The sequence below is a fragment of the uncultured Roseibium sp. genome (assembly GCF_947499295.1).
Lineage (GTDB): Bacteria > Pseudomonadota > Alphaproteobacteria > Rhizobiales > Stappiaceae > Roseibium.
In genome coordinates this window covers 809,936-830,359 of the sequence record NZ_CANMNP010000001.1, presented here as the reverse complement: position 1 = coordinate 830,359, position 20,424 = coordinate 809,936, and the positions used below count along the sequence as shown (strand labels likewise).

At 54.9% G+C, this 20,424-nt stretch carries 18 protein-coding genes; 8 read left to right on the top strand and 10 right to left on the bottom strand.

Going from position 1 to position 20,424, the window contains the following annotated elements; all coding sequences use genetic code 11:
- Window positions 1–15: 15 nt before the first annotated feature.
- Window positions 16–570 (bottom strand): DUF2585 domain-containing protein, encoded by a 555-nt coding sequence (locus Q0835_RS03970; RefSeq protein ID WP_298958547.1) that lies wholly within the window; start codon window positions 568–570, stop codon window positions 16–18.
- A gap of 181 nt (window positions 571–751) precedes the next feature.
- Here Q0835_RS03970 and Q0835_RS03965 point away from each other — a divergent pair, with 181 nt between their 5' ends.
- Both Q0835_RS03965 and Q0835_RS03960 read left to right on the top strand, forming a co-directional pair.
- The gene (locus Q0835_RS03965; protein ID WP_298958545.1) at window positions 752–2,353 is read left to right on the top strand and encodes a peptide chain release factor 3; all 1,602 of its coding nucleotides are present in this window, start codon (window positions 752–754) and stop codon (window positions 2,351–2,353) included.
- A 123-nt stretch (window positions 2,354–2,476) separates the two neighbouring features.
- Window positions 2,477–3,217 carry a class I SAM-dependent methyltransferase gene (locus Q0835_RS03960; RefSeq protein WP_298958543.1) on the top strand — a complete coding sequence of 247 codons (741 nt, stop codon included), beginning with the start codon at window positions 2,477–2,479 and terminating at the stop codon, window positions 3,215–3,217.
- Window positions 3,218–3,240: 23 nt separating this feature from the next.
- On the opposite strand, the gene Q0835_RS03955 is transcribed toward Q0835_RS03960, so the two are convergent.
- Window positions 3,241–6,843 (bottom strand): P-loop NTPase fold protein, encoded by a 3,603-nt coding sequence (locus Q0835_RS03955; protein WP_298958541.1) that lies wholly within the window; start codon window positions 6,841–6,843, stop codon window positions 3,241–3,243.
- A gap of 173 nt (window positions 6,844–7,016) precedes the next feature.
- Here Q0835_RS03955 and Q0835_RS03950 point away from each other — a divergent pair, with 173 nt between their 5' ends.
- The 3 genes from Q0835_RS03950 (at window position 7,017) to Q0835_RS03940 (ending at window position 10,672) form a co-directional block, all read left to right on the top strand.
- The gene (locus Q0835_RS03950) at window positions 7,017–7,895 is read left to right on the top strand and encodes a choline kinase family protein (RefSeq protein WP_298958539.1); all 879 of its coding nucleotides are present in this window, start codon (window positions 7,017–7,019) and stop codon (window positions 7,893–7,895) included.
- Window positions 7,896–8,056: 161 nt separating this feature from the next.
- Window positions 8,057–8,902, top strand: coding sequence for a metal-dependent phosphohydrolase (locus Q0835_RS03945; protein ID WP_298958537.1), 846 nt, complete (start codon window positions 8,057–8,059; stop codon window positions 8,900–8,902).
- 324 nt (window positions 8,903–9,226) lie between these two features.
- Window positions 9,227–10,672, top strand: coding sequence for a diguanylate cyclase (locus tag Q0835_RS03940; protein ID WP_298958535.1), 1,446 nt, complete (start codon window positions 9,227–9,229; stop codon window positions 10,670–10,672).
- Between the two features lie 80 nt (window positions 10,673–10,752).
- On the opposite strand, the gene Q0835_RS03935 is transcribed toward Q0835_RS03940, so the two are convergent.
- Window positions 10,753–11,205 (bottom strand): thioesterase family protein, encoded by a 453-nt coding sequence (locus tag Q0835_RS03935; RefSeq protein ID WP_298958533.1) that lies wholly within the window; start codon window positions 11,203–11,205, stop codon window positions 10,753–10,755.
- Window positions 11,206–11,217: 12 nt separating this feature from the next.
- Complete coding sequence (locus tag Q0835_RS03930; protein ID WP_298815671.1) at window positions 11,218–12,264, bottom strand: methyltransferase; 1,047 nt, start codon at window positions 12,262–12,264, stop codon at window positions 11,218–11,220.
- 347 nt (window positions 12,265–12,611) lie between these two features.
- Between Q0835_RS03930 and Q0835_RS03925 the strand changes: the two genes are divergently transcribed.
- Window positions 12,612–13,127, top strand: a complete 516-nt coding sequence (locus Q0835_RS03925; RefSeq protein ID WP_298958531.1) for a DNA topology modulation protein FlaR — start codon at window positions 12,612–12,614, stop codon at window positions 13,125–13,127.
- 338 nt (window positions 13,128–13,465) lie between these two features.
- Here the strand turns inward: Q0835_RS03925 and minE are convergent, their stop codons facing one another.
- The 3 genes from minE to minC are packed head-to-tail and all read right to left on the bottom strand — an operon-like array spanning window position 13,466 to window position 15,436.
- A complete protein-coding gene (gene minE, locus Q0835_RS03920) occupies window positions 13,466–13,726 on the bottom strand; it encodes a cell division topological specificity factor MinE (RefSeq protein ID WP_298815675.1) in 261 nt (86 codons plus the stop codon).
- Window positions 13,723–14,544 (bottom strand): septum site-determining protein MinD, encoded by an 822-nt coding sequence (gene minD / locus Q0835_RS03915; RefSeq protein WP_298815677.1) that lies wholly within the window; start codon window positions 14,542–14,544, stop codon window positions 13,723–13,725. Before minD ends, minE begins: the two co-directional genes overlap by 4 nt.
- Window positions 14,545–14,599: 55 nt before the next feature.
- Complete coding sequence (gene minC / locus Q0835_RS03910) at window positions 14,600–15,436, bottom strand: septum site-determining protein MinC (RefSeq protein WP_298958529.1); 837 nt, start codon at window positions 15,434–15,436, stop codon at window positions 14,600–14,602.
- Window positions 15,437–15,809: 373 nt separating this feature from the next.
- On the opposite strand from minC, the gene Q0835_RS03905 reads away from it, so the two are divergent.
- Together Q0835_RS03905 and Q0835_RS03900 are read left to right on the top strand one after the other, a co-directional pair.
- Window positions 15,810–16,142 (top strand): hypothetical protein, encoded by a 333-nt coding sequence (locus tag Q0835_RS03905; protein WP_298815681.1) that lies wholly within the window; start codon window positions 15,810–15,812, stop codon window positions 16,140–16,142.
- Between the two features lie 214 nt (window positions 16,143–16,356).
- Entirely contained in the window at window positions 16,357–17,277 is a 921-nt protein-coding gene (locus Q0835_RS03900) for a DMT family transporter (protein WP_298815683.1), read from the top strand.
- An 11-nt stretch (window positions 17,278–17,288) separates the two neighbouring features.
- Here Q0835_RS03900 and Q0835_RS03895 read toward each other — a convergent pair whose 3' ends face one another.
- The 3 genes from Q0835_RS03895 to Q0835_RS03885 are packed head-to-tail and all read right to left on the bottom strand — an operon-like array spanning window position 17,289 to window position 20,322.
- Window positions 17,289–18,434: an ABC transporter permease gene (locus Q0835_RS03895; protein ID WP_298815685.1), complete on the bottom strand. Its 1,146-nt coding sequence runs from the start codon at window positions 18,432–18,434 to the stop codon at window positions 17,289–17,291.
- Window positions 18,431–19,366: an ABC transporter ATP-binding protein gene (locus tag Q0835_RS03890; RefSeq protein ID WP_298816053.1), complete on the bottom strand. Its 936-nt coding sequence runs from the start codon at window positions 19,364–19,366 to the stop codon at window positions 18,431–18,433. Before Q0835_RS03890 ends, Q0835_RS03895 begins: the two co-directional genes overlap by 4 nt.
- On the bottom strand, window positions 19,366–20,322 hold the full coding sequence (locus Q0835_RS03885; protein WP_298815687.1) for an HlyD family efflux transporter periplasmic adaptor subunit: 957 nt from the start codon (window positions 20,320–20,322) through the stop codon (window positions 19,366–19,368). Before Q0835_RS03885 ends, Q0835_RS03890 begins: the two co-directional genes overlap by 1 nt.
- Window positions 20,323–20,424: the final 102 nt, after the last annotated feature.

The window sequence follows — 20,424 nt, the reverse complement described above, 5'->3', positions numbered from 1 at the left end:
GCCGTCACGAAGCGCTTACCCGCCTTGCCAGACCTTGATGGCCTCAACCGGGTAGACAAGCATCAGCACGTTCAGGGTCAAGTTGTCCCGAATGACCCAAAGCGCCAGCAGCTCGAAAGCGATGGCAGTCAGGATGGTCACCCAAACGGGCATCCGGGCTGCAAAGAAGAACCCGGCCAGCATCCAAACAATATCGAATACGGAATTCAGGACACTGTCGCCGGTATATCCGACCGCAATGGTTGCTTCGCGGTAGCGGTCGATGATCCAGGGACTGTTCTCTGCGATTTCCCAGGCTGCCTCGATCAGGATCGCACCAAGCGCCCGCTCGGCAACCGAGTTGTGGCGGAAGAGCAGCCACAGCAGCCAGTAAAAGATAAAGCCGTGAATAATATGCGAGAACGTGTACCAGTCCGCGATATGCTGAGACGACCCCGCAACATCATCAGCCGGTGTCCAGAACAGAACATAGCCGCATTCGCAAATGGGAATACGCCCCATAGCCAGAAGAATGGCTGCGGTGGCGGCGGTCATCGCGATCCCGATGATCAGGCATTTGGTTCGGCTCACGCGTTTCTCCCCGGTGCAACTTGGTCGACAATGAATCAAGACTGGAAATTTTGCCGGATTCTCTCTATGACCTTGCGCCAACGAAACATCAATCCTTCCGGCCCCTTTGATTGAAGTTGCGCCCCGGTTTCAACCGATGCGTTTGCGCAACCTCGCCGGAGAAGGCATTCAGGAGTTCTTTATGTCCAGCCTCAACGGCAAGGCACCCTTTCAGGATCGACGCACGTTCGCGATCATTTCCCACCCGGATGCCGGTAAGACAACCTTGACCGAAAAGCTTCTGCTCTCCGGTGGTGCGATCCGCGCTGCGGGGCAGGTGAGGGCGCGTGGCGAAAGACGCAGGGCACGGTCCGACTGGATGAAGATCGAGCTGGAACGCGGCATCTCTGTTTCGTCATCCGTCATGACGTTCGAGCGTAAGGGAATTGTCTATAACCTGCTCGATACGCCGGGCCACGAGGACTTCTCGGAAGATACCTATCGCACCCTAACGGCCGTTGATGCGGCGATCATGGTGATCGATGCCGCGAAAGGCATTGAGACCCAGACCCGAAAACTGTTTGAGGTTTGCCGCTTGCGCGACATTCCGATTATCACTTTCGTCAACAAGATCGACCGTGAAGGCCGCCATGCGCTGGAGATCCTTGACGAGGTGCAGGAAGCACTCGCACTGGACGTGAGCCCGCAGACCTGGCCGGTGGGCATGGGATCGGATTTCTTTGGTGTTTATGACTGGCAACACAAGAAATTCCACACTTCAGATGGCGAGCGCGGTGGCGCTTTTGCTTTAACGAAGGAGGTTTCAGGTCTCGATGATGGCGCTCTGACCGATGTTGTCTTTGACCGGATCATGGAAGAGCTGACGGAAAACGTTGAACTCGGTGCCGAAGGCTATGCCGAATTCGACCAGGAAAGCTTTCTTGAGGGCCATTTGACCCCTGTCTTTTTCGGATCCGCTCTGCGCGACTACGGCATTGAGGAAATTCTCGATTTCATCGCCGAATTTGCCCCGGCACCCCATTCACAACCGGCCACTGGCGGGCGCACGATCATGCCGGCAGAAGACAAGGTCACGGGATTCGTCTTCAAGGTTCAGGCCAACATGGATCCCAAGCACCGGGACCGGATTGCCTTCGTGCGGCTGTGTTCAGGCACATTCAAGCGTGGCATGAAGCTGAAACATGTGCGAGCCAACAAACAGATTGCCGTCTCCTCTCCAATCTTCTTTTTTGCCGAGGAGCGAGAGATTGCGGATCTTGCCTATCCAGGCGACGTGATCGGCGTTCCCAACCATGGCCAGCTTCGCGTCGGCGACACCCTGACTGAGGGCGAGAACATCCACGTCACCGGTTTGCCCGCCTTCGCCCCTGAAATTCTGCGCCGGGTGCGCCTTTCCGACACCATGCGTGTCAAGCAGATGCGCCAGGGCCTACAGGACCTTGCAGAAGAAGGTCTTGTGCAGATCTTCAAGCCGGACCTTGGTTCAAACTGGATTGTCGGCGTCGTGGGCGCGCTGCAGCTCGACGTCGTCGTCGACAGGCTGAAAGCGGAATACGGGACAGAAATCGGCTTTGAAGCGGTGCCGTATTCCACAGCGCGCTGGATTGAAACCGACAGCCAGACCTTGCAGAAGATCATCGAAGGTCACCGCATGTCTGTGGCAAACGACCGCGACGACAAGCCGGTGTTTCTCTTCAAGAATGCCTGGGAGATCGGCCATGTCACCGAGAAATTCCCGGATGTCACTTTCCGTGAGACACGGGAAATCGTGCACGAAGAATAACAGATTGGCTCGAATCCAGCCCTGACAAGCTGCGAAAGTCAAATCGCGCCAAGGTGACGAGTGTTGTTTCAAACATGAAGCGTTGATACTGTCATGTTCTCAGTCGTGTAGCGCAAGGACACCATGGCCGACTACGACAAAAACCCGTCACCCTATCTGCAACAGGCCTTTTCCGACAACCCGTACCGGTTGTTGGAATGGACGGTGTTCCTGGAAGAACTCGGTCAGGTTCGAGGCAGGAAGGTGTTGGATCTAGCCTGTGGCGACGGCAGGCTGACCCGTGTTCTCGCCCATGGCGGTGCCGCGAACGTGCTGGGGCTGGATGTTTCAAACGAAATGTTAGACCGTGCTAAGGCTCAGAACGAAGCCGGCCAACCGGACGCCTTTCCCGACATAGTCGACTATAAACAGGTCAGCGCATCGGATACGGGTTTCGCACTGGCCGATCCGGCTGACATCGTCACGGCCATGTATCTCTTTCACTATGCAAACAGCGTGGAAGAGCTGACTGCAATGGGCCGGTTCATCGGCCGGAACCTTAAGCCTGGAGGTCGGTTTGTCACCTACACGATTAGCCCGGACTATGATTTCACCGATGCACCAGATGACATGGAGCGGCGGATAGGCTTCCGTTACGACATCGTCAATCCGCCTGAATTCGCGCTCGTCATCAAGGATTTTGCAGTCCCGATCTGGCAATGGAGCCGCCAGAACCACGAAGATGCCTTAAGGGCGGGGGGGCTCACCGATATCAATTGGCACCCGCTCAAGCTGCCTGCGGACCGGCAAGATCTGGCATCGGATTGGTCCTGGTATCTTGACAACGCAAGCTGCATTGTAATGACCGCGAGGAAAGAGGGCTGAGGGGCGACGGGGCCTAATCAATTCTACTTCTCATCCGCCTTGGCGGCACGGCTGTGCAGCGGTGTGAGACTGACGAGATCGACAATGGCGTTGCGGTTAAGTTCTTCGCTATCGCCATCGCCCTGGATCAGAGCAAGCAACTTGGCGTCGCCTTTGATGCGCTCAATCTCCGCCAGCGTTGCATCTTCAGAACCTGGAAGTTCAGCTGCAAAAAGCTTGTTTTTCATAAGCTTCTTGTAGGCCTGTTTGGGGTTTTGTTCATCGAGCAGGTCCGGCAGCGATGGATAAGAGGCCAATAGCCGCCAGGTCTTCGGCCACTCGGTCATGATCACGATCCAGCGGGCAAGCTGCAGCCAGCGTTCATCGTCAGGTGGCCAGTCGCGTTGTCTGAACGCGACAGCATTGTACATTGTCACGCCATTGATAATGCGCTTGATCTGGCGCGGGTTCGCAGGAAGGTGATCAGCCAAAGGTTCGAGCCTGTGGGAGATTTCTGCCTCAACATCTTCATCGGAGGCCGCGTGGATTGTGAATTCGTCCTTGAACCACTCATCGAACGCCTCGGTGTTTTCAAGGGCACTTTTCAAATCCGTGGTCGGGGTTTCTCCTGCGTCAGTTTCTTCTCCAGAACCAGAACCGGTCGATGCGGTTGCCGCTTCGCTGCGAACCTGTGCCTTGAGGGCTTCACTGTCGAGCACCGGCGCGGTGGGCTGTTGAACGGCGCGTTGAAAGAAGACACGCAGGCTTTGCGTTGTTTCGCTGGAAAAAGTCTTGATCTGCGCTTCGTCCAGATTGGCCTTGGAACCAAGGAGCAGGCGCCGGACATAGTCCTTTTGCCTGTCCGGGATAAGGCCCGGCAGGATAAAGGACATCTGGATCGCCTTTTCAACAAAACGCGCACCGAAAGTCTGTTCAGGACCGACACTAACCTTGTTCATGTCCTTGTGATGGACTTCAAAGGCACGCTCGATCCAGTCACGGTCACCTAGAATGACAAAGACGACGCGCGGGCTGCGCAACAGCGTCTGCATTCCGCGCACCAGGTCGACAATGAATTCCGGGCTGCAACGATCGAGATCGTCGACCACCACAAGGACAGGACGTTTCAGACGCTTCATTGTCTTGTAGAAATGCCGCCGGAACCGTTCGAACGGGTCGCCATTGCCAAGGGAAAGGCGCTCGGCAAGTGTGTCGGTGCCAGGTCGAATGGACTCTGTGAAGCACGCTCCTATACCCCAGAGAAAACTCAATCCCGTCAGAGCGGTCAGCATGAGGCCAATGCCGTCCGCAATGCCGAAACCCTTGTCCGACCCGACGCTGAACATAAGACTGCCCTGACCTTTGGCATTGGTGTTGAGTTCCAAAATGCCAAAAACATAGAGCAGCCAGAAAAGCAGCAGACTGACAAACCCGGTTGAGATCAAGGCCACGATTTTCGGGCTTGTCAGGCGCCAGAATATTTCCGGCAGCCAGAGCCGCAAACGCAGATACTGGCGTTGCCACCAGTCCGGTTTTCGGGCGGGTTCTCCATCGACGATTTCAGGGTCCCAGCCTTCATATATTACGGAATCAAAGCAACGCTTGCGAACGGATTGGTAAAAGACCCACCAGGGAGGTGTAACATGCTGTGCCTGCCACGCGTTGAAAGGCACCACTATCCAGGGTCTGCGCGCGCTGTCCGGCCAATCCCGACCATCCCCGGTGATGGAGCCGTCCTTCGGCAACGGGTCGCTGAGAAAAATGGTGGTCAGGTCCGCATGGCCGTATCTCTTGGATAAAAACGAGTTCTTGCCGTGCCGGTAGCCGGTTGGGTTGAGAACCCTTGCAAGGAAATTGGCAAACGTCGTTTTGCCACCGCCCCAGGGCGCGTCCAGGTGCAGTACAAATCCCGCGCGCGTGTTGTTGCGTGACCGGTCTCCGGAAAAACCTTCCGCCTGCTCAGTTGGGTCCGCACCACTGCCGGCGCCGCTCAATTCTTCAGCGCCTTCACCTGTCCAATATGCCGAGGAATAAACCGGACGACGGGGAAACCCGGCAGCTTCCTTCTCCTCCCGCCACATGGCATCGTTGAGACGGCACCAGATCAGGTGGAGCCGCCGTGCCAGTGCAATTGCCAGAATGCCTCTGCCAAGATCGTCACGTTCCGTTTCAGCGTCATCGGGTGCGAAACTTGTTTCAGATTCGACAAGAGCATCTCCTTGCCCGGTTCCCGTGCCTGTTTGACCGGCCTGCGTTTGAGAATTTGATCCTTCTGAATCGGATTGCACTGGGCTGGATTGAACAACTGCTTGAAGCTGGCTGTCATTGAACAATGGTGGGCGGTTTTGTGTCCGCAGAAATGCGTCGAGTTTAAGAGCCTGGCTTTCCGGCAAAGCCAGAACTGCACCTTGCCAGTTCTTGCGGGTTATTCCGGCTGCCTCGATGACAGATTTCCGGGAAATCAGACGAGTTTGATCGAATTCGTGAACTTCGGTCTCGAATGTTCGCTGGCCGTCATCTCTGCTCTGTGTATCCTGTGCTGTCGATGTAACATGGCCCGTGCCAACCAACCCTCCGTTCGACCGGGTTCTCCAATAGATGACCGGATCATTGGTTTGCATCTCCGCCGGAAGAGCTTTTGCGGTCTTCCAGGGTAAGGTTTCACCTGTGTTGATCACATCCGGGGCAGATGTCCAGTCCTCCGGGTTGAACTGCAGGATCCAGACCCGCGGAAGGGCGGCGGTTCCATTGCTTGCACCCTGTTTGCCGTTTTCCCCCTTGAACGTGGCTTTTGCTTCGTCCTGCGTCTCATTGTTTGTTGATTGGCTTCCCTCGGCAGAAGACCGGCCATGAAGCTCGATCATGCGGGCTTCAACGGCTTCTGGACCGTCTTTGTCGTAGAGCTCTTGCAGGTTCGCGATTTCAGGATTGACTGCTCTTGCGCCATCTGCCCACATCGGTTCAGGCAAGGCGATGCGCGCAATCTCAAGCGTCAGGTCGCGCAGCGCCTGACCTGCCAGACGTTGTTCGTACCAAAGCGTCCAGACGTCCCAGTTGGGACCATTTTCCAGGAGCCATGCCTTCAGCTCTTCCCACATTTTGAGGACGTCATCTGGCATGCGTCCATCCGGCCAGAGCGCATTTTGCACAAGGGCGTCGGCAGGTAGCCCCTCGTAAAGTTGCTCAACGTCTGTTTCATATGCCGAACCATTATAGTCGCTATCAATGTAGATTGCGTTCAATGCGGCACGTATGGCCAGCATCCGGGCCGCGTCATCTGCCGTTTCTTCGAACCGGGGATCGATCGAACCCTTTGTTATTTCCGGCGAGGCGAATGCTGAATCTGCGCTCTGGTATCCACTCAGGACAGCAGGGTTTTCACTTGATGTGTCCTGACCGGCAGAGGTTAGCCCTGAAGAGCGGCCGACATCGCCACCGGAACAGACAAAGGCAAACACAGCGTTGTTTTGGCGAAAGGCTTTCAGGATTGCTGCATCGGCAGTCTCGTCGCTTTCGAGCTGCAAAAGGAGAAGCGGCACTGCACGCAGGGAACAGCGCAGGGCGATAGCCGCCGCAACGTGTCGGGGCTGTTTTGAAAGCCAGGCTTCAAGTTCAGCGAGATCAAATTCCTGTTTCCGTGCAGTCACGTGATCACTCCCCCATAAATCAGCTTAAACGGGAGGTGCTGTTTTGAGCAACCGTCGAGAATGGCCGCCGAAATCGAGGGGCCAGAGGAAGCAACTTTTGCCAGCCGGATTTGCGGCACATCATTTCCACCGCGGGACGCCTTCGATACGCTTGGTATAGACTGGAGATTGCGTTGATTGAACAGCCGTTTGAAATCGTCCTCGATCTGCCTTGCTGGTCAGGGCCGATAGACCCGGAACCCCTTTCCGGCGGGATCACCAATACGAGCTACAAGGTGAAGGACGGCGGGCGCACCTTCGTTGCTCGGATTGGCGGCGATATCCCGGTGCACCAGATCATGCGCTTCAATGACATAGCCGCCAGTCGTGCTGCGTTCGATGCCGGCTTGTCGCCGGCAGTTCACTATGCACAGGACAATGCCATCGTCCTTGATTTCATCGACGGGCGCACGCTTGCGGTCGACGACCTGCAAGACCCGATGATGCTGCAGCGCGCGGTCGATCTGTTGCGCCGCTGTCACCACGACGTGCCCCGGTTCCTGAAAGGGCCGGTCATGGCCTTCTGGGTGTTTCACATCCTTCGCAACTATGACCGGATCTTGCGCGATGACGGGAGCAAATATGTGCCGATGCTGCCGGAATTGCAGTGGCAGGCGAGCCACCTGGAAGAAACCATAGGTCTGATCCAGATGGTTTTCAGTCACAATGATCTGCTGGCGGCCAATTTGATCGATGACGGCACACGCCTTTGGTTGATTGACTGGGATTATGCCGGATTTAACTCACCTCTGTTCGATCTGGCTGGGCTTGCCTCGAACAACTCACTTTTGCCGCAACAAGAAGCGCTCGCGCTTGAGATCTACTATGGCCATTCGCCGGACGGATTGCTTGTCAGGCGTTATCACGCGATGAAATGCGCAGCGCTCATGAGAGAAGCAATGTGGTCCATGGTGTCTGAGCATCATTCTGAAATCGACTTCGACTTTGCGGCCTATGCCGAGGAAAATCTGAACCGGTATCGGAAGGCCTTTCGGACGTTTGAGGAACTATAGGAAATCGCGGGCAGGCCGCGTGGAAGCAAGACAAGGTTGGCGCTGGTCTCGCCTGACAATGACCCAAGCGCCGACATTTGCTTGACATAACAGCGCGGCAACGTGCCAAACTGTAGTGCATGAATTGATTTCGACATTATCAGGCAGGGAAAGCGCCTCCAATGTTGACAGTGCCGGGACTTGCGGCCGACGCGCTCGGCGATTTTTTGACCGCTTACGTGCAGCGCCGTTTCGGCAAGTCAGATCCGGAACTGGCCGAGTTGGTGCCCTCCATTGCTCGCATTGCCATGGAATGCATCGGCAACAGCGATGCGCTCTACCACAATATTGAACACACAATGCTGGTCACTTTGGCCGGTCATGACATCTTGCGCGGGCGTGCATTGCACACCCACATGGCGCCAACAGACTATGCGCATGTGATTGTTGCCTGCCTGACGCATGATATCGGCTATGTACGCGGCATTCTGCCAGGCGACGATGCTGAGGGCTTTGTCGTAGATGATACAGGGAAAAAGGTTCAATTGGCGCGTGGGGCGTCTGATGCTGCGCTGACGCCGTACCACGTTGACCGGTCGCAGCTATATATCTTTGAACGGATCTCCGGCACCGGTTTGCTCGATCCTCAACGGATCGCCGATGCGGTTGAGGGATCACGATTTCCAAGCAAGTTCCCGGACGACAATGAAACGCTCGGTGAAGATGCCACTTTGGTGCGCGCTGCAGATTTCATCGGTCAGCTGGGCGATCCGCATTACATCCGCAAGGCCAATGCCCTCTATTTCGAATTTGAAGAGGCGGGCCTTAACAAACAGCTCGGCTACGACACCCCAGCGGATCTGGTTCTGAAATATCCTCAATTCTATTGGAACAGCGTCGCGCCCTATATTCAAAAGGCTATTCAGTATTTGAAAATCACGGCGTCCGGCCGCCAGTGGATTGCAAACCTCTATTCAAATCTCTTCTTGGCGGAGAGAGACATCGCGCTCCTGGGACCGCAGCGCTGAATTGCATTGCTCTCAGCCCACATGCTCGGCTTAAAGAGATACCTTTCAACCAATATCGTAATTTCAAGTTGTAGCGATGTTGATTTCGCTAAAAACTAAAAGTCACTTTATTGGTAATAATACGTATTATTTTGTTTAATTTTCATAGGCAAGTATTGTTAGTAATTCTTATTGCTGGAGTTTATTGAAAGTCCTCTGTTAGTAAGTAAGATGATTGAATTAACTAGATAAAAAATCATGCTAAGTCTAAGAATTCTTACTTTGAGTGAGCTTTAGGGACTAAATCCCGAGCATGGTTGAATGAGATCTGTAGAGAGAGTGAATTTGTCTCTTTCTGACCAATCAGGCGGCCGCAGCACAACTGTTGCAACTCCATCAGTTGGAGTTGAGGCCCAGGCAGCAGAAATTCGCCGACTGTCCAGACCGTTTTGGGCGACGGTCTTGATTGGTGCTGTCAGTTTGTTGGTCTTTGTCGCGTTTCTGACACGGTCGCTCGACCGGAATTCTGTCGAACAGTCTCAGCAAGTCTTCAAAGCTTTGCTGATCGACCGCATGGGACGGCTTGAAACATTAGTCCTTGAGTATGGGTATTGGGACAGTGCCGTCGAGAACCTGGTGAAGGATTTGAATCTTCAGTGGGTGGATCAAACCTTTGTCGACTATCTTCAGGAAAATCTTCAGGTCGAAGCTCTGCATGTACTGGATGGTGACAACCGTCCAAAACTTCAAATCTTGAATGATGCGATAGCTGAATTTGATCTGTCCCAGTACGAGAGCGGCCTCACGCCGCTTCTGAAAAAAGCGCGACGGGGCAATGCGTTTACAGCACCCGAGCCAGTTTCCGGGTTAATTGGAAATCTGACCGACCTCTCAATGGCCAGTGCGATTGTTCTCACGACTTATGACGATGTGGATATTCGAACAGACCACCTTCTTGTCTTTGTGCAACCGCTTGATAGCAACGAACTGGCCGCGTTGAGTGAAAAGTACGGCCTTCCAAACTTGCGCTTGTCCTCTTCCATGCCGACCTATTGGCAAGGAGGCTTCGAACTCTCAACGGTTGACGGAACTGAACTGGGATATCTGATTTGGGACCCTGCATTACCAGGCATCCGATTGTTGCCCTTGATGGCCATCGGTGTCCTTCTGGTCTTCATATGTACATTGTTGACTGCGCGGCTCTATGTTCACAGGGCGACGGCAATTGTACGGGATTTGGCAGAGGCCAAACACGAGGCGGAACATTCAAGGGAACTGCTTGCCGAGCAGGTGCAGCGTGATTTTCTGACAAAGCTTGGGAACCGGCGCTTCCTGGATGAGAAGATGTCCGAATTGCAGGCACAGGAGGTCTTGGGCGATGGTTACGCGCTCCTTTATCTCGACCTGGATGATTTTAAGCAGATCAACGACGAGCACGGACATGAAATGGGGGATTTGGTGCTTCAACACGTCGCCAAGTCACTGCGTGCATTTGCCGGCGATGATGACGCTGTTGTGCGCATCGGGGGAGATGAGTTCGTTATCGTCTTTTCAAGGGCCGATAAAGAACGGATCAATAAACTCGGGCGCATGATAATCGAGCACCTCAGCGAAGCCATGGAATTGAACGATGTGGTCTGCAAATTTGGAGCGAGCATAGGCATCGCTTTTGCAACGCAACCTTCTGAATTGCTCAGACAAGCTGATGTGGCCCTTTATGCTGCAAAGAGGCGCGGTCGGGGTCAGATGGCTGTCTATACCGATGAACTGCTTGAGCTGAAGGGCGGTTAGCAAAGCTGATCATGTAAATTTGCACGGAACGAAACAAATTGCGGAATGTCGTCGATGCAGATGTGTACTTCCAGCGAGCTTCAGACCAGTCTTCGCAAGGCTTGACCAACCCAATCAGGCGTTGGCATCAGGATTGAATCCTGCAGGGCACTTCTGGCTGCGTTCGGGAAGGGAGCAGACCTTTCTGCCTTTGTGTCGTAGTGCAAAAGCATGCATTCGAACGTGGCGCATTCACGGCTGTCGCACAGCATGGTGTGACCAACATGCAATCTCTTAGCGTCCACCCCCAGTATGGCGGTCTCTATTTTGAGAGTTGCAGGTGCACGGACTTCTCCAACATACCGTAAATGCGTTTCGAGCGTGTAGAGTGCGCAACCGGTCTTGTCGAAATAGTCCGTTCCGAACCCAAAGTGATCTTGTAGCTTCCACGTCGCATTGCTGAACGGGACCAGGTAATAGGCCTCGTTCAGGTGGCCATAAGCATCCAGCCAGTTGTTCTGTAGTGGTTCTTCGTGCAGTTGCAACGTCACCATGGTGCCTCTGGATCAAGAGGGTTTCACAAAAACAACCAGTTTGGTCATCGCGGGAATGAGATTGTCGACGATATCGACCTCAAAGCCCATCTTTTTGCCTGCGTCCGTCAGCCATCCGACAGACAGCGAGCGGGCCTCCGGAGTAAACGCCATATGCTGCAGCTGCCAGAGAGCGGCAAGGGCGGGTCCACGCCGGTCTTCTTCGACCATGAAATCATGCACCATCAGCTTGCCGCCTGGAGACAGTGCATTGGACGCCTTTTTTAGCAGCCCTTCCACATCGTCACCCGGCACACCGCTCATGAGATAGGACATCAGGATGGCGTTCTGATTGCTGGGCCATTGAACATCGATGGCATTGCCAGGAATATACCGGACGCGATCAACCAGGTCGGCCTCGGAAATGAAACGCCAGCCAATTTCAGCGACGTTCGGAAAGTCGATGATCGTTGCATGCAAGTTTTCATATTCGTTGCAAAGGCTTATCGTCATGGCGCCGGTCCCGCCGCCAACATCTAACAGGGTTTCCGTGTCACCAAGATCCACTTTCCGTGCAAGTGTCCGACCCGGTCCGAGCGAGCCTGCGTGCTGGCTTTCAGAATAGACAGAAGCCTGCTCTTCGTCCGTCATCCAGTGGCTATAGGAAGCGATGGCATCGTCGGACAAATCGCCTTTTATGACGGCGTTCAGCTGGAGCAGGAATGGATACATCTGCTGGTCGATCTGATGGCGAAGATAGTCTCCGAAGTCATATTGCGACTGTTTGGAGAGAAAGTTCTGCGCTGCAGGAGAATTTGAGATCCTTTTGTCGTCACCGATTGCAAGCAAGCCAATGCTGGCAAGCGCTGTCGTTAGAATGACGATGCGATTGACCGGTATATCAGTGGCTTTAGCCAATTGTTCGGCCGTTTTGGGACCGTCTGCGAGAACTGAAAACATATCGACGTGCAGTCCGGCAAACAGAGACTTGGATGCCATGAATCCGAATGCGATCGATGACAGGTCCTCCGCGCTTTCGATTGTGTGTGCACTCGTCGCCGCGGTGTCTTGGACCAGCATGCCGTATTCACTCCTTTGTTTTGAACTTGAGGTGCAAAACATACACCTTCGGTTCCGCAGTGCAACAAAGGTCCTGGCGGCCGGGCAGTTTGGAGCGACTCATGTCTTTACGATCGAACAGCTGTGGGCGCGTTGTTTTCATGGCGACGGAGAATGCAAAACCGGTTGCATCAATGAGCTCATTTTGGCGAAGTCGCGTTTTCAACATTTGTGATGGCCACCTTCGATCTGCTACCTTTCATGTACGACGCGGTGGGTTATGTCTCATTTGCGGACAAAGATGCAGTTTGCATTTGAAGGGCCAACCGCTTTGTTGCACCTCAATTTCCCAAAGACTTGAGACTTCATTGAAGAAGATCATCATCACCGGAGCCAACGGCGTTGGCAAAAGCCTCTTCGCGAGCAAATTGGCTAAGGCCCGTCCAGATGTCCCAGTGATCTCGATCGATGAAATGAAGCTCCAAACCAACTGGCAGAAACGAACTAGAATCGAAATCGAAACAGCCCTTGCGAGAGCGCTTGAGAAAGACGCATGGATACTTGAAGGAGGCCCTGGCTTTTTATCACAAGCTATTGCACAGGCTGACGCACTCGTTTGGCTGGACCCACCAGAATATGTGAGGGCATTGCAGCTAGCCGTACGCCCCTGGAAAAATTTCGGGCAGACCAGACCAGAGCTGCCACCGGGTAACCTCGATTGGCCGTTGCAACAGTATTTTTTCGCCCTTCGCAGTCTCAAGAACAAGTCGAAGTTTCGCTCCTGTATCTCGGAAGCATTTCGCTGTGCAAGCGGGCTTGAAAAGTGGCAATGTCGAAACAAACACGATCGTATAGCGGTCGTTTCAAGATGGTCCAGTGTCTAAATCCAAACGACATCTTGGGCTCATTTGAATGAAGTGCTTGCTGGAAGTGTTCGGCATCTTAAGTTGCGGTCTTTCAGCAGGATCAAGCATTGCCGCGCGGCATGGAAAGTGAAGGGTGAACTTCCTTCGTCAAACGAGCGGCAATCCGGATCTGGTTGCCCGTCTCTGGTCAACTTTAGCGACGTAAATGTGGGTAACACCTGGAAAGGCAGTTCGCAGTGGTCTCTGTCGACCGGATACCGATGTGGGATGCTGTCTTCATCACCAAAAACAATGCTTCATGCAGAACAGAAAAACCGGCCGGAAGGGCCGGTCAGTCTCTGGTCATGAAGATGCCCTCAAGAGGCGCGCGCCGCCGGAAGTTCGATGTCGATACCAAGTGTGGTGACATCTCCGGATCTGTCCATTTCAAGCTTGACGGAGTCCGGGTCGATGTCGACCCGCTTGGCGACGACTGCAAGAATGTCTTCCCGAAGACTGGAAATCAGTGCCGCGTCTGAACCGTTATCCGCCCGTTCATGCGCGAGGAGAATTTGCAGCCGGTTCTTGGCTACCGAGGCGCTAGCGCCTCTTTTGCCAAAGAGGCTCAGAAGGTTCATGCGGCCCTCCCTTTGAAGAGCTTGCCGAGGAAGCTTTTCTTCTCTTCGGGAATGGTCACCGGAATGTTTTCGCCAAGCAGCCGTCGCACGGCTTCCATATATGCCTTGGAGGCCGGTGAGGTTTCGTCCGACACGGTGATCGGCAATCCGACGTTGGAAGCCTTGAGCACGTCCTTGCTCTCCGGCACCACGCCGATGAGAGGCACTGACAGGATGTCGACGACATCGTCTGTCTCCAGCATATCGCCGGACTTGGCACGTTCCGTATCATAGCGTGTGATCATGAGATGCTTTGGCATCCGGCCGCCGTCTTCGGCAATTTTTGTTTTTGCATCGAGCAAGCCAATGATCCGGTCACAGTCGCGCACGGAAGAGACTTCAGGATTGGAAACAATAATTGCTTCATCGGCGTGGCGCATCGCAAGGGTCGCGCCGCGCTCAATGCCGGCCGGACTGTCGCAGATCACCCAGTCGAAATACATCCGCAATTCGCTGATGACGCTGGCAACGCCCTCTTCTGTCAGCGCGTCCTTGTCTCGCGTTTGCGAAGCTGGAAGCAGATAGAGATTGTTGAGTTTCTTGTCCCGCACCAGGGCCTGCTTGATCGAAGCTTCGCCTCGTACAACATTGACCAGATCAAAGACGACGCGGCGCTCGGCCCCCATGATCAGGTCCAGATTGCGCAGACCGACATCGAAATCGATCGCGCAGACCTGGTAGCCTTCTTTGGCAAGCGCCGAAGCAATAGCAGCGGTTGTGGTGGTTTTACCCACTCCGCCTTTGCCTGACGTGACCACAACGACAGTGGCGTTGCTCATGGTGTTCGTCCCGTTTGTTGTCTGCGCCGCGCCTGATTGGACTGCGGCACCGTGGTTAGTTCAGTGCTTCAAAGACCAGGGTTTCGTTTTCGAAGCGGATCTGAGCTGGCGCGTTGCGCAAGGTTCCGTCGAAATCGTCCGCGACTTTGTAAAGTCCATTGATGGAGACCAGCTCCGCGTCCAGTTTCGAGCAGAAGATGCGTGCGCAGTCTTTGCCGGATACGCCTGCAAGTGCGCGCCCCCGTAACGCTCCGTAAACGTGAATGGAGCCACCTGCGATAATTTCAGCGCCGGAACTGACGGACCCGATCACAGTGACGTCTCCTTCCGGATGCAGAATGCTTTGACCGGACCGTACTGGTTCGGTCACGACAATCGAGGATCCGCTGGGAATGCTTGCCGGACCCGTCATCTTCTCGGCAGCACAATTTGTTGCAGCGGCGCTTGCCTTTTCATCACCTGAAGAAGCGGCGTCTTTGCTTTGAACCGTCGGAGCAGACTTTTGCGCATCAGGGGTTTCCGACGTCGCGGATGCCGCCTTTTTCGTATCTTCTGCTTTCATTGTCGGGTTTTTAGCCGAAGAAGGCTCAGGCACTTCGACATCGGATGCCAGCCGGCCACCGGAAAAGCTGGGCGGCATACCGGGCTTCAACCGGGTTCCGGCCACCCCGTCGATGCCCATGACCCTGACGGATCGCTCCGACAGCCCCGACAGCAGCTCTTCCAGATCATCTATCGGGATCTTGCTGCCTCGAACGTCCAGAATGATAGGCCGGTCGATGAAAAAGCCCGGTGAGCGGGCGATGATGCGGTCGATTTCCTGGAACCAGGCATCAAAGGGCGGCTCCGGCGACAACACAATCGCAATGAAGGATTTTCCTTTGAATTTCATTCAGAGGTCCGGCAGCATCTTCAGTGATCGGGGAGGGGATTCCAGCCCGTGGTGGTTCAGGTTGATTTGCTTTTTCAAAGGTATCATCAACAGAACGGAAGGTTTACGCGGGTGATCGTTTTCCACCGATATCAATTTTCGTTTGATATTTCAGATAATTGGCTGTTCGGCGGAGTCTGTCTTGGGATTCCGTCACCAGCGACCTGCTAGAAGTACCGAGTCCGATTGCAAGAATCGAACCGGCAATGCTGCCCCAAATTCCTTTGCCGGAGCAGGAGTTAACTGACTTCCAGCTTAGCGCTGGATTTTTGCCATATTGCAGTGCAGTATGGTGCGGTAGGTGTTGGGGCGCAATGGCGTCTTGGGGACAAAGATGAGTAATTTCAGTGATATGGTGAGTTACATCGGCTTGACGCCGTCTGAGGCCGCGGCGGCTCTTGATGTATCTGAGAATGAAATTGTTCGCTGGTGCAGCACGGACGAAGCGCCGCCCATCCATATTTGGCAGGGTCTGGTACGCATGCTTGACGAAATCCGCATTTCCGCAGAAGAAGCGGCAAAATCCGCGGATCTCGACCATATCGATGCTTCTGATCTGAATCGGATTGATTTGACGGTGCCAGGTCAGACCGCGGCTGAATTTGCCGGCCCGAAACGGGCTGCGACAGCACTTGCCGTGGCAGCACTTGCCCGAGTGTTTGTCTAAAACTGAAGGCCGCGATCTCTATCCGGCAGTTTCTTTCAGGCAATTCAAATGGTCTGCCCTTTGGGAATTCGGCGCTTTCTGATATCAATTTCAAGGCCAGCATTCGGAGGGCCTCTGGCGCAAGACTGGCTCAGCCGTACAGCGCCGACTTTCTCTAAATCGCGACGCCTGCAGAGTCGCAGGCTGAAGTCAGATATCTGAAAGGGGCATTGCCATGTCTGCAACGCTCAAGGGCCTTTTTGCCGCGCTGCTTGCATTTGGTGTGTTTTCGTCTCACGACGCGCTTATCAAGGCGCTGGGTGCTGACTATCCGGTTTTTCAGATAATCTTCTTTTCTGTGCTGTTCGCTTTTGTACCAATGGCGATGATGATGCTGGCGGACAAGGCGGTCGACAATTTCCGGCCGCGGCATCCGCTGCTTGTTGCAACCCGCGCAGGGCTTGCAATTATCGCTATGTCCTGTGGCTTCTACGCGTTCACGGCTCTGCCTCTGGCCGAAGTCTACGCGCTGTTGTTTGCCATGCCATTGTTGATAACGGCGCTTTCCGTCCCTTTGCTGGGTGAGACCGTGCGGGCGCAACGCTGGGCCGCTGTGATTGTCGGCCTGATTGGGGTTCTTGTCGTGCTGCGTCCCGGTGTCACCGAGCTGTCACTGGGCCATGGAGCAGCATTGGCCGCTGCCTTTGCCAACTCGCTCTCGACGGTGTTGGTCCGTAAGATCGGTGGACGCGAACGTCCGGCCGTGTTGATCCTCTATCCGATGATCCTGGCAATGACGGCGATGTCCATGACACTGCCCGTCGTCTATGTTCCGGTCCAGCTTCCGGATCTGGCCATGATGGCAGCCGTGGGCTTTTTGTCTGTGATCGCGCAGTTCTTCATGATCTCCGCCTATAAGGCCGCCCCCGCTGCTGTGGTTGCTCCGTTGCAATACAGCCAGATCCTCTGGGCAACCATGTTCGGCATGCTGTTTTTCGCCGAAACGCCTGACATTTACGTCGGCATCGGTTCATCGATCATCATCTTGTCCGGCATATTCGTTGTCTGGCGCGAAAGCCGTGAAAATGTTTCCGACAAGACACCGGTCCTCAAGTCAGCCAACCCCCGTTTCGACGCCGGTCCACAGCCGAAATAACATCGCGGCCGTCAGTCCAGCCGCTTCTTGAAACGCAAGGCTGCGACAAGCATGCCCAGCACGAAGAAACCGCACATCCAGATCACATCGCGGTGCAGGTCCAATAGACTTGCGTCGCGAAGTACGAAGCCCCGGATCATGCGCATGAAATGGGTCGCGGGAAACACCTCTGCGATATATTGCGCGACCAGCGGCATGCCTTCATAGGGAAACATGAAACCGGACAGCAGGATCGAGGGCAACAGCACGAATACGGTCATCTGTGTTGCCTGGAGCTGGCTCTGGGCGATGGTCGACATTACCAGGCCGAGAGAAAGGCTGGCGCCGATAAACAGCAACGTGCCGATAAAAAGGTCCAGCGTCTTGTCACCGAATGGCACACTGAACAGAAGGTGCCCTAGACCGAGAATGATCACCGTCTGCAAGAGGCCAATGAAAACATAGGGAATAATTTTCCCGATCATCAATTCCATCGGCCGAACCGGCGTATTGATCAGCATTTCCATATTGCCGCGTTCGCGCTCGCGAACGATGGCTGAAGAGGTGAACATGATCATCGTCATGGTCAGGATGATCCCGACGAGACCCGGCACAATATTGATGGCGGTGCGTTGTTCGGGATTGAAGAAAAGAGCCACTTCGAAGGTCGGTGTCGAGCGGTTCGGGGGCTGACGGTTGAGCTCGGACAAGGGCATGCTGCGCAGGGATTTGATAGCGCCGGCGATCATGGTGTCAGATCCGTCGACGATCCACTGGGCGACCGGACGACTGGTTTCCTCATCCGTTGAGGCTGGTGTGCCAAGTCCTGCCGCAGGCGATCTCGCAACGCGCTGCGAGAGGTCTTCGGGCAGGATAAAGGCTGCTCGTACGCGCGCTGACTTGATTGCCTGCTCTGCTTCCTCGATCGAATTCAGCCGTTCTGTGACTTCCACAACTGTCGTTGCCTCAACGATCTGGATGAGAACCCGGCTGAGCCCGGTCTGGCTGTGATCGACTACAGCAACGGGGATATCTCGGACATTCGTGTTGATGGCATAGCCAAAGAGAACCAATTGAATGAGCGGGATCATGATCACCATGCCAAAGGTCATCCTGTCTCGCCGTAACTGATTGAGTTCCTTGAAGAAGATTGCGGCAATGCGGGAGAGCGGTCTCATTGGCGGCCTTCTCCGGTCGCCGTTACGAAGACATCTTCAAGGTTCGGGCGTACCCTCTCGATCAGAGTTGCACCGTCGGTTTCGGGCCTGGCTTTCAAAAAGGCTTCAGGATCCGCAATGCCTGTCTCGACAAGAACACGAAGGCGCGCACCCAATTGTGCAGCGGCCACGATGCCATCGGCACCCAGCAGGTGACGCCGGATGTCGCGCAAGTTGGGCCCTTCGATTTCCACCACGTTGGCACCCATTTCGGCCATGAGGTCCTTGGGAGCGCCGTCAGCCCGCTTTTGCCCGGCTTCCAAGATGGCGATCTTGTGGCACCGTTCTGCCTCATCCATGAAATGGGTGGTAACGACGATAGACGTTCCGCCTTCAATCAGGTCAAAGAGCTGTTCCCAGAAATGCCGACGGGATTCCGGGTCGACCGCTGAGGTCGGTTCATCCAGAAACAGCAGTTGAGGTTCATGCAAAACAGCGGTTGCCAATGCGAGGCGTTGACGTTGGCCACCGCTCATCCGGCCGGCAAATCGGTTCTTGAGGTCGCTCAACTCATAGCGGTCCATGACCTCATTGATCCGCTGTTTGCGCCTTGCGCCCGTCAATCCGTAGATGGTGGCCATGAAACGGAGATTTTCCAGCACCGTCAGATCGCCATAAAGCGAAAAGGCCTGCGTCATGTAACCGATTTTGTATTTCAGGGCCTCCGCATCCTTGGGGACCGACAGTCCAAGGACTTCGACGCTTCCTTCGGTCGGTGTGAGCAGCCCGGTCAACATGCGCATGGCGGTTGTCTTGCCGCAGCCATTTGGACCCAGAAATCCATAAATCATGCCGCGTTCTATGGTCAGATCTAACCCGTCGACCGCGCGGAAGTCCTTGAATTTTTTCACAAGTCCCTCGGCACGGACGACAATATCGGTGTCTGCGACCATCACGGCAGCACGACCTGTGCAGGCACGCCATTGGGCAGATCGCTTGCACTGTCGGGAAGTTGAACTTCTGCCACATACATCAGCCGTGCGCGTTCCGACTGATTAAGCGCATAGTAGGGTGTGAAGGACGGCTCGGAACTGATCCATCGAACGTGACCTTCTATCGGGTCATCAAGGCCATCCACCTTGATCTCCAGCTTGTCGCCTTCGTTGATCTTGACCCGGTGCGGCTCCGGCACGTAAACGCGGGCAAAGGGAGCCGCTCCTGCCAACATGACTGCGACCGGACTGCCGGCCGTCACGCGCTCACCCAGGTTCCAGGGAAGATTGTCCAGCACGCCGTCGCGGCTTGCGGTGATGGTCAGGTCGGACAGGATCTTTTCCTGTGTGGCAAGGCTCGCCAACGCAGCTTCAAGTTCTGCTCTAGCAATATCGAGATCTTCTGGACGCGTTCCGGTCACCAGTTCTTTCAGCTGTTGCTCAGCGCTTTGCAGGCTGGCGCTGGCCGCATCTCGCGTGGCCTTGGCACTGTCAAATTGCGCCTGGCTCGTCGTCCCCCTTTGGGTCAGATCCTGAAAGCGCTTGAATGAGGCTTCCGCATCGACCAGCTCGGCCTTGGCACCGGCAACATTGGCGCGGGCCTTGGCGATCTCCTCTTCACGCGCCCCGTTTTCCAATTTGATCAGATTGGCGCGCGCCTTTTGAACCTCGGCACGTGCCTGGTTGACGATCGCCTGCTGCTCTCCCGGATCGAGTTGCGCCAGGATCGTCCCTTTTTCGACGAAGGTCCCTTGTGCAACCGGCAGGGAAACCAGAACCTCATTGGCAGTGGCAGTCAGCGCTACACGGTCTCGTTCAAGGGTCCCGAGTGCTATGTTGCCTTCATCGGGGCTGCAAGCGATCAGCAAAGCGCAACAGGCCAGAGCAAGGCTTGTGCGAAGTCGAGCCAAAGTCATGACGTTCCTCCCGTCCGATCGCTGGCATTTGGCCAAACGGATCTGAGTCGGGTCAAACCTTAGCGCGACTGTGGGAGGAGGGCCAATGCAAGCGGGTTTCCC

Excerpts from the sequence above, each read along its gene's own strand:
- Q0835_RS03930 (WP_298815671.1), bottom strand. The coding sequence starts at position 12,264 with ATGCTGGTCCAAGACACCGCGGCGACGAGTGCACACACAATCGAAAGC.
- Q0835_RS03960 (WP_298958543.1), top strand. The coding sequence starts at position 2,477 with ATGGCCGACTACGACAAAAACCCGTCACCCTATCTGCAACAGGCCTTT.
- minC (WP_298958529.1), bottom strand. The coding sequence starts at position 15,436 with ATGAAATTCAAAGGAAAATCCTTCATTGCGATTGTGTTGTCGCCGGAG.
- Q0835_RS03890 (WP_298816053.1), bottom strand. The coding sequence starts at position 19,366 with ATGGTCGCAGACACCGATATTGTCGTCCGTGCCGAGGGACTTGTGAAA.
- Q0835_RS03935 (WP_298958533.1), bottom strand. The coding sequence starts at position 11,205 with ATGGTGACGTTGCAACTGCACGAAGAACCACTACAGAACAACTGGCTG.
- Q0835_RS03945 (WP_298958537.1), top strand. The coding sequence starts at position 8,057 with ATGTTGACAGTGCCGGGACTTGCGGCCGACGCGCTCGGCGATTTTTTG.
- minD (WP_298815677.1), bottom strand. The coding sequence starts at position 14,544 with ATGAGCAACGCCACTGTCGTTGTGGTCACGTCAGGCAAAGGCGGAGTG.
- Q0835_RS03965 (WP_298958545.1), top strand. The coding sequence starts at position 752 with ATGTCCAGCCTCAACGGCAAGGCACCCTTTCAGGATCGACGCACGTTC.
- Q0835_RS03900 (WP_298815683.1), top strand. The coding sequence starts at position 16,357 with ATGTCTGCAACGCTCAAGGGCCTTTTTGCCGCGCTGCTTGCATTTGGT.
- minE (WP_298815675.1), bottom strand. The coding sequence starts at position 13,726 with ATGAACCTTCTGAGCCTCTTTGGCAAAAGAGGCGCTAGCGCCTCGGTA.
- Q0835_RS03885 (WP_298815687.1), bottom strand. The coding sequence starts at position 20,322 with ATGACTTTGGCTCGACTTCGCACAAGCCTTGCTCTGGCCTGTTGCGCT.
- Q0835_RS03905 (WP_298815681.1), top strand. The coding sequence starts at position 15,810 with ATGAGTAATTTCAGTGATATGGTGAGTTACATCGGCTTGACGCCGTCT.
- Q0835_RS03895 (WP_298815685.1), bottom strand. The coding sequence starts at position 18,434 with ATGAGACCGCTCTCCCGCATTGCCGCAATCTTCTTCAAGGAACTCAAT.